The organism is Paenibacillus sp. FSL H3-0469, from assembly GCF_038051945.1.
Classification (GTDB): Bacteria; Bacillota; Bacilli; order Paenibacillales; family Paenibacillaceae; genus Paenibacillus_AQ.
In genome coordinates this window covers 160546-176084 of record NZ_CP150302.1, presented here as the reverse complement: position 1 = coordinate 176084, position 15539 = coordinate 160546, and the positions used below count along the sequence as shown (strand labels likewise).

The 15539-nt window shown below is 54.6% G+C and carries 17 protein-coding genes and 1 riboswitch; of the genes, 12 read left to right on the top strand and 5 right to left on the bottom strand.

Annotated elements, in window-relative coordinates:
• Window positions 1-76: 76 nt before the first annotated feature.
• Together NSS83_RS00825 and NSS83_RS00820 are read left to right on the top strand one after the other, a co-directional pair.
• Complete coding sequence (locus NSS83_RS00825) at window positions 77-895, top strand: helix-turn-helix domain-containing protein (protein ID WP_341186198.1); 819 nt, start codon at window positions 77-79, stop codon at window positions 893-895.
• Between the two features lie 457 nt (window positions 896-1352).
• Window positions 1353-2033 (top strand): TIGR00266 family protein, encoded by a 681-nt coding sequence (locus NSS83_RS00820; RefSeq protein ID WP_341186199.1) that lies wholly within the window; start codon window positions 1353-1355, stop codon window positions 2031-2033.
• Between the two features lie 93 nt (window positions 2034-2126).
• Here the strand turns inward: NSS83_RS00820 and NSS83_RS00815 are convergent, their stop codons facing one another.
• Window positions 2127-2600, bottom strand: coding sequence for a transcriptional repressor (locus tag NSS83_RS00815; protein ID WP_036694380.1), 474 nt, complete (start codon window positions 2598-2600; stop codon window positions 2127-2129).
• A gap of 286 nt (window positions 2601-2886) precedes the next feature.
• On the opposite strand from NSS83_RS00815, the gene NSS83_RS00810 reads away from it, so the two are divergent.
• From NSS83_RS00810 to NSS83_RS00800, 3 genes are all read left to right on the top strand, one after another.
• A complete protein-coding gene (locus tag NSS83_RS00810) occupies window positions 2887-3462 on the top strand; it encodes a hypothetical protein (protein ID WP_341347493.1) in 576 nt (191 codons plus the stop codon).
• Window positions 3463-3547: 85 nt separating this feature from the next.
• The gene (locus tag NSS83_RS00805) at window positions 3548-4222 is read left to right on the top strand and encodes an S-layer homology domain-containing protein (protein WP_341186201.1); all 675 of its coding nucleotides are present in this window, start codon (window positions 3548-3550) and stop codon (window positions 4220-4222) included.
• A 163-nt stretch (window positions 4223-4385) separates the two neighbouring features.
• Window positions 4386-4958 (top strand): hypothetical protein, encoded by a 573-nt coding sequence (locus tag NSS83_RS00800; protein WP_341186202.1) that lies wholly within the window; start codon window positions 4386-4388, stop codon window positions 4956-4958.
• Between the two features lie 479 nt (window positions 4959-5437).
• On the opposite strand, the gene NSS83_RS00795 is transcribed toward NSS83_RS00800, so the two are convergent.
• The 4 genes from NSS83_RS00795 to NSS83_RS00780 form a co-directional block, all read right to left on the bottom strand.
• Entirely contained in the window at window positions 5438-6187 is a 750-nt protein-coding gene (locus tag NSS83_RS00795; protein ID WP_341186203.1) for an amino acid ABC transporter ATP-binding protein, read from the bottom strand.
• A gap of 18 nt (window positions 6188-6205) precedes the next feature.
• Entirely contained in the window at window positions 6206-6874 is a 669-nt protein-coding gene (locus NSS83_RS00790; RefSeq protein ID WP_341186822.1) for an amino acid ABC transporter permease, read from the bottom strand.
• On the bottom strand, window positions 6874-7728 hold the full coding sequence (locus tag NSS83_RS00785) for an amino acid ABC transporter substrate-binding protein (RefSeq protein WP_341186204.1): 855 nt from the start codon (window positions 7726-7728) through the stop codon (window positions 6874-6876). Before NSS83_RS00785 ends, NSS83_RS00790 begins: the two co-directional genes overlap by 1 nt.
• Window positions 7729-7913: 185 nt before the next feature.
• Window positions 7914-9434 carry a DHA2 family efflux MFS transporter permease subunit gene (locus NSS83_RS00780; RefSeq protein ID WP_341186205.1) on the bottom strand — a complete coding sequence of 507 codons (1521 nt, stop codon included), beginning with the start codon at window positions 9432-9434 and terminating at the stop codon, window positions 7914-7916.
• Between the two features lie 151 nt (window positions 9435-9585).
• Between NSS83_RS00780 and NSS83_RS00775 the strand changes: the two genes are divergently transcribed.
• The 7 genes from NSS83_RS00775 to thiE all read left to right on the top strand — a co-directional run bounded on the left by NSS83_RS00775 (window position 9586) and on the right by thiE (window position 15463).
• Entirely contained in the window at window positions 9586-10242 is a 657-nt protein-coding gene (locus NSS83_RS00775; RefSeq protein WP_341186206.1) for a TetR/AcrR family transcriptional regulator, read from the top strand.
• 66 nt (window positions 10243-10308) lie between these two features.
• A riboswitch (TPP riboswitch) is annotated at window positions 10309-10411 on the top strand.
• A gap of 133 nt (window positions 10412-10544) precedes the next feature.
• On the top strand, window positions 10545-11315 hold the full coding sequence (locus tag NSS83_RS00770; RefSeq protein ID WP_341186207.1) for an ABC transporter ATP-binding protein: 771 nt from the start codon (window positions 10545-10547) through the stop codon (window positions 11313-11315).
• The gene (locus tag NSS83_RS00765) at window positions 11296-12072 is read left to right on the top strand and encodes an ABC transporter permease (RefSeq protein ID WP_341186208.1); all 777 of its coding nucleotides are present in this window, start codon (window positions 11296-11298) and stop codon (window positions 12070-12072) included. The genes NSS83_RS00770 and NSS83_RS00765 overlap by 20 nt, the downstream gene beginning before the upstream one ends.
• Window positions 12069-13130: an ABC transporter substrate-binding protein gene (locus NSS83_RS00760; protein WP_341347492.1), complete on the top strand. Its 1062-nt coding sequence runs from the start codon at window positions 12069-12071 to the stop codon at window positions 13128-13130. Before NSS83_RS00765 ends, NSS83_RS00760 begins: the two co-directional genes overlap by 4 nt.
• Window positions 13131-13154: 24 nt before the next feature.
• Window positions 13155-13952, top strand: a complete 798-nt coding sequence (gene thiM, locus NSS83_RS00755) for a hydroxyethylthiazole kinase (protein WP_341186210.1) — start codon at window positions 13155-13157, stop codon at window positions 13950-13952.
• 27 nt (window positions 13953-13979) lie between these two features.
• Window positions 13980-14807: a bifunctional hydroxymethylpyrimidine kinase/phosphomethylpyrimidine kinase gene (thiD, locus tag NSS83_RS00750; RefSeq protein WP_341186211.1), complete on the top strand. Its 828-nt coding sequence runs from the start codon at window positions 13980-13982 to the stop codon at window positions 14805-14807.
• Window positions 14804-15463: a thiamine phosphate synthase gene (thiE, locus tag NSS83_RS00745; protein ID WP_341186212.1), complete on the top strand. Its 660-nt coding sequence runs from the start codon at window positions 14804-14806 to the stop codon at window positions 15461-15463. Before thiD ends, thiE begins: the two co-directional genes overlap by 4 nt.
• The last annotated feature ends 76 nt before the right edge of the window (window positions 15464-15539 follow it).

Below are 15539 nucleotides of genomic sequence, written 5' to 3'. Positions count from 1 at the left end.
AGCGTATATAATAAAATGAATAATATGATTAAAACATGAACAATCTGCTTATCATTTATTAGACTTGGAGGGACACATGACAACATCTGCCGCTTGCCACATTCTATCCGCCGGATTCTCCTTCCACCGCAAACCGTTTCATATGTCACGCAGCGAGGGCGTACAGTATTATCTGCTGCGGCTCCAGACCGAAGGGCGCAGCCGCACCAGAGAGAACGGAGCTATCACGACCGTTGAGAGCGGTGATCTCATGCTGTTCGCACCGAATGATCCCTACTATTTAAGTATCGACAAGGAAGTCTATCCTGTTGGCAAGCCGAGAATCGAGAGCGGCGACTATCATATCTTTTGCAGCGGTCCATGGATTGAAGAATGGTGGGGACGCAAGCAGCGTCCGGCGGTACTCCGCCTGCCGATGAGCGATCATATTCTCGGCCTCTTCCGCCAGCTTGTGCTGGAACAGCGCCGCTTGTCAGACTCCTCACCGGACATTTCTTCTTGTTATCTGCAGATTCTATGTATGGAGATTGACCGGCTGATGATTGATCAGCCCGCGATTTCACCGAAGGCTTATCTGGCTTACCGGATGAAGCAGTACGTTGAAGAGCATGCCTCTTACGCCTTCCGGCTGGAGGATGTGGCTGCACATGTAGATATCTCGGTCTCCCGGGCAGTTCATCTATTCAAGGAAGCTTTCGGCACCACGATTGTCAAATATGTAAATGATGTACGGCTGGATATGGCCCGGGAAAAGATTACGTTCAGCCCCATGCCGCTGGAGCATGTATCCGAAACCTGCGGATTTGCGAATTATACCTATTTCCACCGGATTTTCCGCAGCCGGTTCGGCATGTCGCCCAAGGAGTACCGTATTCACAGCAGGGCACAGGTTTAAGCATGATGAATTATGCGCAAGGCATGCAAAAGGAGCGCCATCATGGAAGATCCGCTCCTTGTGTTTGACCTTATTAAGTTGCTCCCGTTTGCCGGGGGTTACTCTGACATGCTGGGAAATGGCCCCGTAATCCTGATTGAGTCTGCGGTTTCTTTCTGCACACCATGTGCCTGAGCGCTCTGCCTTAAGCAGCGCCTTCTGCGTTCTTGTCCGTGCCATAAGCGGCGACACTCCTTATCGTTCGTAGATTCAATGCGGCTGCACTGTCCGCTTCATTTTAACACAATATCCTGACTGCTGCCCGGTACTGTTCACTATATTCATTTGTTACTGCATACCAGCCCCTTGCTTCCTTAGGTCCGGCTTGCAGTCTCACGGCTTGGTACAGTATCCTTGAAGAGCAAGATACATACCTGTGATCATAACAAATAACCGCAAGAATGAGGAGGAGTACTATATGAAATATGATGTGCTGTATGACGGCGCCTTCGCCATGCTGAAAGTCATGCTGGAACCGGGCGAAAGCGTTAAAGCAGAGATGGGGGCGATGGTGGCCATGTCACCGAATGTGGAGCTCAGAGGCACCGTGGACGGCGGAATTATGCGCGGCCTGGGCCGCATGCTGAGCGGGGAGAAATTCTTCTTCCAGGAGCTGACCGCCACGCGCGGACAGAGTGAGGTGCTGCTCTCACCCGGTGCCATCGGGGATGTACAGGCCATTGAGCTGGACGGGTCGTACAAGCTGATTGTTCAGAAGGATGGCTTCCTGGCTGGAACCCAAGGCATTCAGGTCAATACCAAGATGCAGAATCTGACCCGCGGCCTGTTCTCCGGCGAAGGCTTCTTCATTCTCGAAATCAGCGGCAGGGGCACCGTCTTCCTCTCCTCCTTCGGAGCGATTCACGCCATTAACCTCGGACCGGGCGAAGAGATGATCATCGATAACGGACATCTTGTAGCTTGGCCCGACTATATGGAATACAAGATAGAAAAAGCTGCCTCCGGCTGGCTGAACAGCTTAACCAGCGGCGAGGCCCTGGTCTGCCGGTTCCGCGGCGAAGGGGTGATCCTGGTTCAGACCCGCAATCCCGGCAGCTTCGGAACCTGGATCAAATCCTTCGTGCCGAACCGCTCCTAGCAGCCGCATTTCGCAGATTCCGTAACTTCTTATAATTGCAAGAAGGCGCAGGCTGAAGTTCAGCCCTGCGCCTTCTGTGCGTTACAGATGTGCTTATGAGACGGCGCGGCAGTCCTTGTCGCCCTTGCAGCCGTTCTTTTGACAACTATTATAGGTGCCTTTGAAATCGAGACGGTGATCGGTCACACTGAAGCCATATTCACGGGCTACCCGCGCCTCCAGCTCCACCAGCCAATCATCCTTGATCTCTTCCAGCTTACCGCATACATTGCAGATCAGGTGATGATGCATATGCATATGGTCGTCGTCGCGCAGATCATAACGGGCGACGCCGTCGCCGAAATTCATTTTTTGCACAATATGAAGTTCACACAGCAGCTCCAAGGTACGGTAGACCGTCGCCAGCCCCAAATGCGGGTAACTGCGCTTGACTAGCATGTATACCTCTTCCACGCTTAGATGATCCTTCTCATTATCCAGCAGCACTCTCACTATCGCCTCACGCTGTGGTGTAAGCTTATAATTATGAGCCGCAAACTGCTGGCTGATATTTGCCACTCGGTTCACCCGGGTTCCCACCTTTCCGGAAGCAGAACAATTCCCGCAGAATAATTAGTAATCGTTACGATATAAGCATAACAAACTTGCCCGTCAAAGAAAAGTCCTGACACCAGTATAACATCCCTAGCACACAATATCCCCCTCTGCCGCTCCGCACACAGATAATATTTCTGCCGAAACCGGGTCCGCCCATTCCGAAGTGCGCGCTATCCCCATACTCTATATCAAGATCAAATGTAACCTGTAGGTGCTTATACTTGGAAAGAATCTGTACAAAGTGAGGATGATCCAGATGGCGAAAGTACAACCTAAGCAGACGCAGCGGCTTGTAACAGCCCGTGTTCTGCGCAGCGTAGCTGCGGCCATGCTGCCGTTCTACCGGAAAATTGCCGGAAACCGCAGTTATGCCAGGCAATGGACAACTGCGGTTGTCACTGCCGACCTGGACCTGATGGGCAGCTTGCTCCACAGTATCCCTGCGCTTGCTGACGCGGAGAATTACGGAACGAACGGGATCGGATATTTTATCTCTTTTCCTTTTCCGCTGCCGGTTGCCTTCTATACCAATGGAACGACGATTCCGCCGGGAACCGTTCAGTTCACCTTCAATACAGACGCTCACCGCTGCATAGCGCGTTCCATCATCCCGCTGTACCGCGAGCTTGCGGTTAACCGGAGCTTCGCGGAAGCTATGGCTGCCGCCATCCGGCGTAAGGATAACCGGGCGGTAAGGGCGATGGTGCGCAGCCATGTGAAGACAACGTCACTGAAATCCGTAACGATTGAAGAAAGCGGAATAGCGCTGCTGTTCAAGACCCGATTCAGCCGGTACCCCTACCGCAATCTGCTGTTTCAGGAAATGATGTAGAGCGCTGCAACCTTTTCTAACCTTATACCGTCAAGGGAGTTGATACAGGCCAAGCGGCCCAACCTATAATAGAGGTGGAATTCAAATGACATTGAAAAAATACACTATCGCAGCTATAACCGCAGCCACCCTTCTCTCCTTCTCGTTCGGCGGGCAGATGTTTGCAGCCGGCAGCAGCTTTAAGGATATCGGCAGTATAAGCGGCAAAGATAAAATAGATACACTAAAGGAACAAGGACGGATCAAAGGAATATCAGACACACAGTTTCTTCCCGGAGCCATAGTATCGACTGCACAAGGTGTTCAGTTCATCTCCGGTGGTCTGCAGCTTAGCCTGGCCGCTATTGATTTCAATAAGGCCCCCCAGGCCAGTGCTATTTTCTCCAAAGTAAAGGACAATGCCTGGTACGCGGAAGCCTTCATCAATGCGCACTATAATGGTGTGAATATCCCGGCCAATATCGATCCGGCGAAGCCGATTTCTAAAGAGCTGTATACCAGTATGCTGGTTCAAGCTGTGGAGAAGGCCGGTAACCTGCCGATGATCAATCTCGTCCCGGCTACGCTTGCAGATGCAGACGCGCTGGACCCTTCCTACCAGGGCAGCATTCAGCGGGCGCTGAAATACAAGATCACTGCTCTCGATGCCAGCGGCAAGTTCAATCCGAAGAGCACGATTACCCGCGCTGAAGCAGCAGTTATGCTGTACAACACGCTGGACTACTTGAAGTCCGTTAGCGATGGCGGCACACAGAAGTAAAGGAAGTTGGATTCGTTCATACCGTTCCCCCGCGTATGATAGATAAAAGGCTGTCCCGGAAGCCGTTACGGCTAGGGGCAGCCTTGTTTTGTTGGCAGGAAATACGTAGGCTTATTGTGAAATGAAACATTGCTGAAGACTAAGATAATGGAGGAATGGAAGGATGAAGGATAAATATAAGACCTCAGTTTGGACATTTCGCAGAAAAATTATGACCACTGTGCTCTCCTGTGTGATCATCCTCTTAATCGCCATCGGGGGCCCGCTCCTTGTGAACAGCGGCGAAACAGCTACCCCTTCTTCCCTGTACAGCGGGTTCATTGTTACTGCATATGCGGCAGACGGCGTCACGGTAGCGGTTCAACCCGATGTCGATTTTCCGCTTGGCCAGTACTCGTTATATATGAGCAGTGTGCCCGGCTTCCCCATCAAGCTTGCTGCTGAAGGTGCAGATACCATTCAGGTACGGGCCACTGAGGGACAATTGCTGTTGTGGAATCCAGCCGACGGTAAGGTGATCCTTCAGAACAGTAAGGCCATTGTTAAGCCTGGGGATACGGTCTACTGGTCTCCTCCTTTAACCGACAAATCCGTTCAAAACACTGTCTCTGACAGCAGTCTAGAGATTACAGCCATCAAGGATAACACCAAGCTGGGCAGCAGCTCGATCCAGGTTCATTCACAAGATCACATCACATACACAGGCAAATTAGTTTATAAAAATGAGGAGCTTTGAAATGGAGTATAAATTACGGCGACGCTTAGGAGCACGCTCCGCAAACGGAATGTTGTTCCAATCGCTCTTGCATCCAGATTTTTTTCATTCCCCTAATCGGTGAAAATCCGGATACAAAGGCGACCGCTCCGCTTCTTCTCCACAATCATTCCGCCCGCTCCGCTGTTTAACAGGGGGAGTTACAAACACAGTTTCAAGTGCACTTCTGCTCTTCATTTACGCTCACCGCCCACTTCACCTTCGCATAAATACAATGTATGCTGTTTTTCACACACGTTCGCTCCATATACCAGCTTGCAGGCACAATGTATACTGTTTTCCACATACATTTAGACCGTGCGCCTGCTTGCGAGCATAATGTATACTGTTTTCCACATACATTGCTCCGTATGCCTCCTTGCGAGAACAATGTATACTGTTTTTAACATACAGTAGCTCATGTACCGTTGTACCAGCCAATTTTATTTGGTTTTAAGCAATCACGCTTCCCCGCTCAACCGGTTGAGGAATTGCAGGGCGCGCGGGTTCTTCGTCTGCTCCAATACTTCCCGGGGGGTTCCCTGCTCCAGAATAACTCCGTTATCCATCAGGATGATCCGGTCGGCCACATCGGCCGCGAATTTCATCTCATGGGTGACGATGACCATCGTCATTCCTTCCCGGGCCAGCTGCTTGATGACCTTCAGCACCTCGCCGACCAGCTCAGGATCAAGCGCCGAGGTCGGCTCATCGAATAGCAGCACCTCCGGCGAGACCGCCATTGCACGTGCTATCGCTACACGCTGCTGCTGGCCGCCGGACAGCTGATGCGGATACGAGTCTGCCTTATCTGCCAGACCCACCTTGTCCAGCAGGGCCAGCGCTTTGCTGCGCGCTTCTTCCTTGGAACGCTTTTGTACCGTGACCTGTCCCTCCATCACATTGCCGAGTGCCGTCATATGCGGGAACAGATTATAGGACTGGAACACCATTCCTGTCTGCTGGCGCAGGGACAGTACGGTACGCTGTGGAATTTTGGCGCCCGGGGTGAAATCCAGCTTAACCGTGTTCAGCGTAAGACTGCCCTTATCGGGGGTCTCCAGCAGGTTGAAGCAGCGCAGCAGTGTGGTTTTGCCGGAGCCGGAAGGTCCGATAATGACCATTACCTGGCCGTGTTCAACGGTGAGATCCACACCTTTTAGCACCTCCAGCGGCCCGAAGGACTTATGTAAATCGCGTATTTCAATCATTCGTGTGCCTCCTTAACCTTAACTGGCCGAATACCGGTCCAGCCGCTTCTCCAAGTTATTCTGCAGCGCAGACAATACAGAGCAGAACAGCAGATAGAACAGCGCCGCTTCGCAATACAGCAACAGAGGTTCATAGGAGGTCGCCACAATCTGCTGGGCTTTTCTGAATATCTCAACATAAGTAATACTGGCCGCAAGCGAAGTATCTTTAACCAGGCTAATAAAAGAATTCGATAACGGCGGAACTGACACACGGGCAGCTTGAGGCAAGATCACCCGGCGCAGTGCCTGCTTCCGGCTCATCCCCACAGAGAACGCGGCTTCCCACTGGCCCTTGTGGATAGACAGAATGGCAGCCCGGACAATCTCCGAGGAATAGGCCCCGACACTGAGCGTGAATCCGATAAGCGCGGCGATGAACGGATCAAGCACAATCCCGGCGGCGGGCAGTCCATAGAAAATAATGAACAGCTGTACCAGCAGCGGCGTTCCCCGGATCACCCAGACATAGAAACGGGCGAACAGCCTCGGAAGCCTCCAGGAGGACAGCCGGGCAAGCGCAGTAATCACCGCCAGCAGCAGCCCCAGAATAAAGGATGCTACCGCAAGGGGAAGGGTAAAAGCCACCCCCGCTTTGAACAGAGGCAGCAGTGAATCGAGAAATATTTGTATTTGGCGGTCATCCATCATTTCGATACGTCAGCGCCAAAATACTTCTCGGAGATCTTAAGGTAGGTTCCATCGCTCTTCATAGCAGTCATCGCTTCGTTCACAGCCTGTACCAGCCCGTCATTCCCTTTCAGGAAGACTGCAGCACTATGCGAGCCTTCGGCAATCTCATCCACCTTCTTGATCTTGACATCCGGTTTCTGCTTCTTCAGGTCGAGGTAGGACAAGCCGTCATTGACGGTAGCATCGATCCGGCCGGAGGTCAGCAGATCAATCGCCTGATTGAAGCCCTCGGTCGATACGATCTCGGCACCGTTGTCTGTGGCGATTTTGCCGAGGTTGCTGGTGAGCGACTGGCCGGCTTTTTTACCCCTCAGATCGGCGAAGGTCTTAATATCCTGATTATCCTCCGGCACGATCAGCACAGCCTTGGAGACAATATACGGATCGGAGAAATCATATTTCACTTTACGCTCATCGGTAATGGAGACTTCATTGAAAATCACATCGAAGCGCTTCGCATCCATCCCGGCAAAAATCCCGTCCCACTGCGTCTCGATGAACTCAGGCTTCACACCCAGGCGCTTGGTCACTTCTTCGGCGATCTCGACATCGAAGCCCGTCAGCTTGCCGTCAGCATCATGGAAGGTGAACGGTGCGTAGGTCCCTTCGGTGCCGATGCGCAGCTTGCCGCTGGCTTTGACGGCCTCCAGGGTGTTCTGCTCCCCGGAAGCTGCACCCTCTGCAGCCGCAGCCGTAGGCTCAGCCCCGGTATTGCCGCCCGTTGCTGTCTTGTCCGTATTGTTGCTTCCGCAAGCCGCAGCCGTGACCATGGTCAGGAGCAGCATAATAGTCAGACTAAGTTTTTTCATTCGATCAATCCCCTCTCGTATCTTCTTTATAGACACCGTATATTGATTTCCATAGCTTAGCTTGCCCCAATTTCTTCTCCTGCATCAGGATCTCCAGAAGAGAAATCAACACAAAAAGCGACTCTCCGGGAAAAGGAGAATCGCTCTCATTGGACTACATAAGCTCTACTTCTATATGGGCATTACTACACGTGCATGATTTCTGGCGTCGCCTGTTCCTTGGAACGTTCAGTTCCGGCATGGCGGCCCCGGCGCAGCAGCAGTCCAAGGACCGCACCGCCAAGCGCGACAAACATCATAATGTGGAACGTGTCCGCGAAGCCCTGAGATAATACGGTTTGCTTAGCCAGCAGCAGCGCTTGCTGTGAAGCGCCTGCGGTGCTTTTCCCGGCAGCCGCCGCCGCTTCCTGCATCTCTATGCCGCGCGCCGTTGTTCTTGCGGTCAGAATGGTAACCAGCGTCGAGACGGCCAGCGAAGTAATTACCTGCTGCATCGAGTTCGTCAGCGAGGTTACCCGGTTCACCAGATGGCTTGGCGCCTTGTTGAGCAGATGCGTGTTCATTGGCATCATCATCATACCCATGCCGGCCCCGCACATGATCAGCGGAAGAATCAAATCGCGGCTCTGCGTGGTAAGATCCACATGGGAATACTGGAATAACGCGCCGGAGACCAGACTGAGGCCGCAGACCACGAGCCAGCGCACACCTATCCGGTCGAACAGTATCCCGGCAATAGGCATCATCAGCCCGGAAGCGATCGCCTGCGGCAGCAGCGTCAGACCGGTATCAAATGCGCCGAAGCCGCGGGCCTGCTGCAGAAATTGCGGGAGCAGGAATAACGCGCCGTATAAGCCGAATTGGGCGATCCATTGCACGATGATTCCTGTCGTGAAATCTACAGATTTCAGAATCCGCAGCTCCAGCAGCGGTGTCTTGGAGCGCAGCTCTGCGATGACAAAAGCGATTAGCGCCACAGCGCCCAGCAGCAGCCCGATCAGCGTTTTCTCGGAGGTCCAGCTCTGAGCGCCTTGGCTAACTCCGTAAGTGAGCGAAGCAAAAGCCAGCGGGCCAAGAACCATACCTAGCTTATCCATGCCGGGCACGCTGTTCTTCGCCGCATTCGGCAGCTTGCGCAGTCCAATCAGCACCGCAATGATGCCAATCGGAATATTAATGAGAAAGATCCAGCGCCAGGAATGGTATTCAACCAGCCAGCCCGACAATACCGGACCAATAGCCGGTGCGAACAGGACGGGAATGCCCATAATGCCCATGACTACGCCAACCTTGCTTTTGGGAGCCAGTCTGTACACATAGGCCATCCCTACAGGGAGCACACAGCCGCCGCCCAGTCCCTGAATGACCCGGAAAACAATCAGCCATTCGGCGCTGCTTGGTGTAGCGCACAGAATCGAGCCTATCGTAAACACAATTACCGCCGTCAGGAAGACTGTCTTGGCCCCGAACCGGTCAGACAGCCAGCCTGACAACGGGATAACTGAAGCCTGGGCCAGCATATATCCGGTAACTACCCACTGCAGCGTATGCAGATCCGTCTTGAAATCCACCACCAGCCTGGACAAGGCTACGTTCATCGCCGTACTGTCCAGCACAACCATAAATACTCCGGCAATAATGGCCAGCAGCGGAACCAGAATGCTGGACAGCCGGAAATCGGCTTCCTGCTTCAAGGTCTGATCCATGTCTCTTCTCCTCCTAAAGCTGTCCGCGTTCTTCATTGACCTGCGGGCAGATTGTTCTATATAATGAGTGAACGGACAACTGTCCGTAAGTGCAATTCATAGTCTACGGACAATTGTCCGTTGTGTCAATTCTTTTCTGAAAGGGGTTCTCATGAAAAAGCCAGACACCGACGCTGCACAGCTCCAGCCGTCAGCTTCGCAAGCCATAGAATCCGCTTCGCCCATGTCCGCCGATCCTTATGTACAGCGGATTCTTGAAGCTGCCCGCCAGTTGTTCACCGAGAGCGGACTTGAGGCGGTCAGCATGTACAGCATTGCCAAGCGGGCAGGCATAGGGCAAGGCTCCCTGTACCGCCGTTTCACAGATAAGGGTGAGATCTGTTCTGCCCTGCTGAAGGGCAGCGCAGACCAATTCCTGTCCGGGCTGGAGCAGCAGGTGGCTGCCAGTGCCGGCGAAGCCCCGGCTCTCGCTCAGCTGCAGAGCAGCATTGAGCAGATTGCCGATTTCATAGAGCAATATGCCGAGTTGCTGAATATGATCAAAGCCGAGTTCACCGGCAAGAAGCAGCTGACCCAGTTTGAGCATCCTTTTTTTCAGCGGCTGGGCGTGATGATGACAGAGCTGCTGGAGCGCGCTGCGGCAGGTGGTGAGATTATTGACATTGATCCGGCCTTTGCGGCCACGGCCTTAATCTCTATCCTCAGTCCCGATCTGTACCTGTATGAGCAGAAGCGGCACCACTCCTCCAAGCTGGACATCTCCAGGGGCATCGTCACTTTGTTCGTGACCGGTCTGGCGAAGCGCTGACCGCCTGCCCTTTACAAGAGGGAAATTTGTGGTATATTAAGTAGCAATTACGAATTCAATAGCAACATTATTCACTAGGGGAGTCGGCCGACTGAGACGGAGCTTAAGCTCCGGACCCTTTGAACCTGATCTGGATCATACCAGCGGAGGGAAGTGGAGCAGAATGTATCAGTGGTTCCCGTCACAGGGCCGCAGCTGACTGTACCTTCCGCCCCATTCATTGCCTCCGGGAATGAATGGGGCTTTTTTTGTGCTCCGCACAGTATCTATACCAATTTCAAGGAGGCTTCGTACATAGTCTTATGATCAATATTAGCAATCTGTCCTATGCCTTCGGGACCGGTTCGTCCCGGACCCCCGTCTTCTCAGAGCTGTCCATGAATGTGCAGCGCGGCGAATTCATCTCTGTCGTAGGCGGAAGCGGATGCGGCAAAAGCACCTTGTTCAAAATCATCGCCGGTCTGCTGGAGCCGGGCAGCGGCAGGATTATGCTGAACGGAGCCGAGTCCTCTGCAGCTGCGAAGAGGCTGGGCAGTGTGGCCTACATGCCCCAGCAGGATCTTCTTCTGCCCTGGCGCACCGTACTGGACAATTGTCTGCTGCCCTGGGAGCTCAAGCGCAGCCGGCCCAAAGCAGCCGCTATTGCCGAGATCCGCACCCTGCTGCGCCGCTTCGGCCTTGACGGGACCGAAGCGGCTTATCCGCAGGAGCTGTCGGGCGGAATGCGGCAGCGCGTGGCGGTCCTCCGCACCGTGGCGGCCGGAAACGACCTGCTGCTGCTCGATGAGCCGTTCGGGGCGCTCGATGCCATTACGAAGCGCTCGCTGCAGCGTTGGCTGCTGGAGTTATGGGCGGAGCTGGACAAAACGGTGCTGTTCATCACCCATGACCTGGAAGAGGCGCTCTTGCTCAGTGACAGAATCTATCTAATGACCGGCAGAGAGGGCAGCGGGATGCAGGAATTCTCAGCCGGTCTCCCCCGTCCGCGTCATCACAGTCTGAACTATGAACCGCAGTTCGCCGCCCTGCGCCAGGAATTGGAGCTGAAGCTATATGAGAACCGCCGCTCCTAGAAGATTGCTCCAGCATTACGGTCCGGCGGCCCTGCTCGCCCTGCTGGCGCTTGCGGTCTGGGAGTCAGTAGCCCGGCTGGGCCTGATTCCTCCCTTCATTCTTCCGGCTCCGTCTGCGATCTGCATGGCTTTGCTGGAGGAACGCCGCTTGTTATTCGGGGTGCATCTGCCTGCTACTCTGCTGGAGGTACTCACAGGCTTCGCATTGTCAGTGATCTGCGGCAGCCTGCTGGGGATCGCCATGCACCTGTTCAGTCCGCTGGCCAAGGCACTGTATCCGCTGCTGATCATCAGCCAGACGGTTCCGCTGATCGCCCTCTCGCCCCTGTTCATCATGTGGTTCGGCTATACCTTGTGGAGCAAGGTCGCCGTTGTCTTCCTGACTGCTTTCTTCCCGGTGGTCATCGGCACCTATGACGGATTGTCCAAGAACACGGACGCTTACCGGGAGCTCCTGCTTACCTACGGCGCGAGCCGCTGGCAGATTCTCGGGAAGGTGGGCGTTCCGCTGGCTTTGCCCTCTTTTTTCTCCGGACTGAAGCTGTCTGCTGTGTACTGTGTGATTGGTGCAACGATCGGGGAATGGCTTGGGGGCAGCCGGGGGCTGGGCTATTTCAGCCGCAGAATGGCCGGGAATCTGCAGAGCGCCAAGATGTTCGCCGCTGTTGTCTTATTATCTCTACTCGGTATCCTGCTGTTTCTGGCAGTCGCCGCACTGGAGAAGATTATTCTGAAGAAAAGAGGACGTTATTCATGATTACTATCCGCTATGCCCGTTATCTGCACCATGCAATTTCAAGGCCAGCCATGCTGCTGTCCGCTCTGCTCCTCTGTATGCTGCCTGTCCTGGCAGGCTGCGCCAATACGAACAATCCGGCGGCCTCCGGCTCCCCGGCTGGTACTGGAGCTGAAGAAGCAGCCCATAAGCTAACGATTATGCTCGACTGGTATCCCAATGCGGTTCACTCTTTTTTGTATGCGGCAGAGGCTGAAGGTTATTTCGCTGAGAAAGGTCTGGAGGTTGAGATTCAGATGCCGGCCGATACCAATGATGCGCTGAAGCTGGTTGCTGCGGGTAAGGTGGATCTGGCACTCAGCTATCAGCCGCAGGTGTTGATGGCACGGGGGGAGCAGATTCCGGTCAAGTCGATTGCCGCGCTGGTGCGCCACCCGCTGAATCATCTCATGGTAGCCGCTGACAGCGGCATTACCCGCCCGGGAGAGCTGTCAGGCAAGCTGGCCGGATATTCCTCCGTTCCGTTATATGAAGCGATGCTGAATACGATGGTGAAAAGCGACGGCGGGGACCCTTCCTCCCTCAAGCTGGTGGATGTCGGTTTTGAGCTGATTCCTGCCCTCTCCACCGGACGGGTGGATGGAATTATGGGCGGGTTCATCAACCATGAGCAGCTGATTCTGGAGCAGCAAGGCCATCCGGTCCGCTCCTTCAATCCCGTGGATTACGGGGTCCCGGATTATTATGAGCTGGTGCTGGCCGCCAGTGAGCAGGGACTGCAGGATTCGCAGGGCTTTTATCAGAAATTCGTGGATGCCATCAGAAAAGGCCAGCAGTATGTAGCCGGTCACCCGGATGAAGCGCTGAAGCTGCTGCTTGCCCATCAGGAGGACACCGCGCCGCTGGATGAAGTGATTGAACAGCGCAGTCTGGAGATCCTGCTGCCGCTGATGGATGCCGGTTCCCAGCCCTTCGGCTATCAGGACAGCGCATCATGGGAGCAGGTGAACCAGTGGCTGATGGAGAACGGCTTGCTGGCAGCGGATGTGGATATTAAGAATGCTTATATTAATTTTTAAATTATACCTTCAGGAGGAATTCATATGTCTTATCTGTCCAAAGTACGCCAGGCGAACCCGCTGGTGCATAATATCACGAATATCGTAGTCGCTAACTTCACAGCGAACGGGCTGCTGGCTCTGGGAGCCTCGCCGTTCATGGCCGATGCCATCGAAGAAGTAGCGGATGTCGCCGCCATGTCCGGGGCGGTTGTGCTGAACATCGGCACGCTGAATGAAGCTGCCATCGCTTCCATGACCCGGGCCGGGAAGGCTGCGAACCGCCACCATGTGCCGCTAGTGCTTGATCCCGTTGGAGCCGGGGCTACCGCCTACCGCACGAACGTTACGGCGGGGCTGCTCAGTGAGCTTCAGCTGACAGCGCTGCGCGGCAATGTGGCTGAGGTTGCCAATGTGGCCGGGGAGAGCTGGGCAAGCAAAGGCGTGGATGCCGGAGCAGGCGAAGGCGATGTAGTCGCTCTAGCCATTAAAGCGGCGCAGAAGCTGAACTGTGTTGTGATTATCACCGGCAAGGAAGACATCATCACAGACGGCAAGCGCACTTATATCGCCAGCAACGGCCACTCCATTATGACCCGGGTAACCGGAACCGGCTGCCTGCTAAGTGCTGTAGTGGGCGCATTTCTTGCCGTAAGCGGCGGGGATGTGCTAGAGGCGGCTGCCGAGGCCCTCTCCTTATACGGCGTGGCAGCAGAGCTTGCGGCTGAGGCTGCTGAAGGCCAAGGTCCAGGCAGCTTCCAGACCTTGTTCCTGAATCAATTGTCACTGGTGACTCCGGAGCAATACAACAGCCGATCCCGGCTGAAGCTGCTCGAAGCCTAAAACGCACACCCCAAAGGAGAGAACAAGATGACTAGCATACGCAAAGCATTGACCATTGCCGGTTCTGACAGCGGCGGCGGGGCCGGGATCCAGGCGGATTTGAAGACTTTTCAGGAGCTGGGAGTGTACGGCATGTCTGCACTTACTGCACTCACCGCCCAGAACACACTAGGTGTCCAGGGAGTCTATCCGATGGAGCCGGAGTCCGTTGCAGCCCAGCTGGATTCGATCGGCAGTGACCTGCCGCCGGATGCCATTAAGACAGGGATGCTGTTCAGCAGTGACATTATCCGCATCGTTGCCAGTAAAGTGCAGCAGTACGGCTGGCAGCAAAAGCTGGTGATCGATCCGGTCATGGTCGCCAAGGGCGGCTCACAGCTGCTGCTCCAGGAGGCAGTGCAAGCCCTGATTACAAGCCTGCTTCCGCTCTCGCTCGCCATTACCCCCAATCTTCCTGAAGCAGAGATGCTGACGGGAATGAAGATTCAGGGCAGGAAAGACCGGGAGAAGGCAGCAAGACTGCTTCATCAGATGGGACCCGAGTATATTATCTTGAAAGGCGGACATGACCCGTCAGGAGATGAGGCGGTGGATCTGCTCTATGACGGACGGGAATTCCAGTATATGTCCAGCCCGCGGATTGCGACGAAGCATACTCACGGAACCGGCTGCACCTTCTCAGCTGCGGTGACGGCAGGTCTTGCGCTGGGCCATTCCATGCCAGAAGCTGTCCAGACCGCCAAGGCCTTCATTCAAGCCGCGATTGAGGATAGCCTGAACATAGGGGCCGGGCAGGGGCCGACGAATCATTTTGCTTACAGGAACCGGATGAGATCAAGGGGGATAACGCTATGACACGGATTGACAGCGAGGATATACGCAGGCTGCTGAAGCTGTACTTCATTATGGGCAGTGTGAACTGCCGCCTCTCGCCGGAGGACACTTTAACCGCTGCTGCTGACGGGGGCATTACTCTGTTCCAGTTCCGGGAAAAGGGTCCCTCCGCGCTCAAAGGTGCCGCTCTGCTCCATCTTGGACAACAGCTCCGGCAGATATGCCGGGCTTATAACATTCCGTTCATCGTGAATGATGACCTGGAGCTTGCCGCTGCGCTGGATGCCGACGGCATTCATGTCGGCCAGGATGACCTGCCCGCCCGGCTGATCCGGGAGCAGCTCGGTGAGCATAAGATCATCGGGGTCTCCGCGCATAATCTGACGGAAGCCCGGCAGGCTATCGCGGACGGAGCCGATTATCTCGGAATCGGTCCTGTCTATCCTACTTCATCCAAGGATGATGCCCAGGCCGTCCGGGGAACTACTGTCATTGAAGAGCTAAGACGAAGCGGCCTGACCATTCCCGTGGTGGGCATCGGCGGCATCACCCTGGAGAATGCTCCGCCGGTCATCCGTGCGGGTGCGGATGGAATCTCCATCATCTCGGCCATTGCCGGAGCTGAGGATATACGCGAGACCACGCGGAGATTCGCGCAGCTCATCACTGCTCCTTAATTTTAGACCAGGCACACCGCGGGTGGTACGATGTTGATGCTCAAGCCGCGTACAGGATGTACCAATCCAATTATGA

Coding starts and splice junctions, on each gene's coding strand:
- NSS83_RS00825 (WP_341186198.1), top strand. CDS start 77: ATGACAACATCTGCCGCTTGCCACATTCTATCCGCCGGATTCTCCTTC.
- NSS83_RS00820 (WP_341186199.1), top strand. CDS start 1,353: ATGAAATATGATGTGCTGTATGACGGCGCCTTCGCCATGCTGAAAGTC.
- NSS83_RS00810 (WP_341347493.1), top strand. CDS start 2,887: ATGGCGAAAGTACAACCTAAGCAGACGCAGCGGCTTGTAACAGCCCGT.
- NSS83_RS00805 (WP_341186201.1), top strand. CDS start 3,548: ATGACATTGAAAAAATACACTATCGCAGCTATAACCGCAGCCACCCTT.
- NSS83_RS00800 (WP_341186202.1), top strand. CDS start 4,386: ATGAAGGATAAATATAAGACCTCAGTTTGGACATTTCGCAGAAAAATT.
- NSS83_RS00795 (WP_341186203.1), bottom strand. CDS start 6,187: ATGATTGAAATACGCGATTTACATAAGTCCTTCGGGCCGCTGGAGGTG.
- NSS83_RS00790 (WP_341186822.1), bottom strand. CDS start 6,874: ATGGATGACCGCCAAATACAAATATTTCTCGATTCACTGCTGCCTCTG.
- NSS83_RS00785 (WP_341186204.1), bottom strand. CDS start 7,728: ATGAAAAAACTTAGTCTGACTATTATGCTGCTCCTGACCATGGTCACG.
- NSS83_RS00780 (WP_341186205.1), bottom strand. CDS start 9,434: ATGGATCAGACCTTGAAGCAGGAAGCCGATTTCCGGCTGTCCAGCATT.
- NSS83_RS00775 (WP_341186206.1), top strand. CDS start 9,586: ATGAAAAAGCCAGACACCGACGCTGCACAGCTCCAGCCGTCAGCTTCG.
- NSS83_RS00770 (WP_341186207.1), top strand. CDS start 10,545: ATGATCAATATTAGCAATCTGTCCTATGCCTTCGGGACCGGTTCGTCC.
- NSS83_RS00765 (WP_341186208.1), top strand. CDS start 11,296: ATGAGAACCGCCGCTCCTAGAAGATTGCTCCAGCATTACGGTCCGGCG.
- NSS83_RS00760 (WP_341347492.1), top strand. CDS start 12,069: ATGATTACTATCCGCTATGCCCGTTATCTGCACCATGCAATTTCAAGG.
- thiM (WP_341186210.1), top strand. CDS start 13,155: ATGTCTTATCTGTCCAAAGTACGCCAGGCGAACCCGCTGGTGCATAAT.
- thiD (WP_341186211.1), top strand. CDS start 13,980: ATGACTAGCATACGCAAAGCATTGACCATTGCCGGTTCTGACAGCGGC.
- thiE (WP_341186212.1), top strand. CDS start 14,804: ATGACACGGATTGACAGCGAGGATATACGCAGGCTGCTGAAGCTGTAC.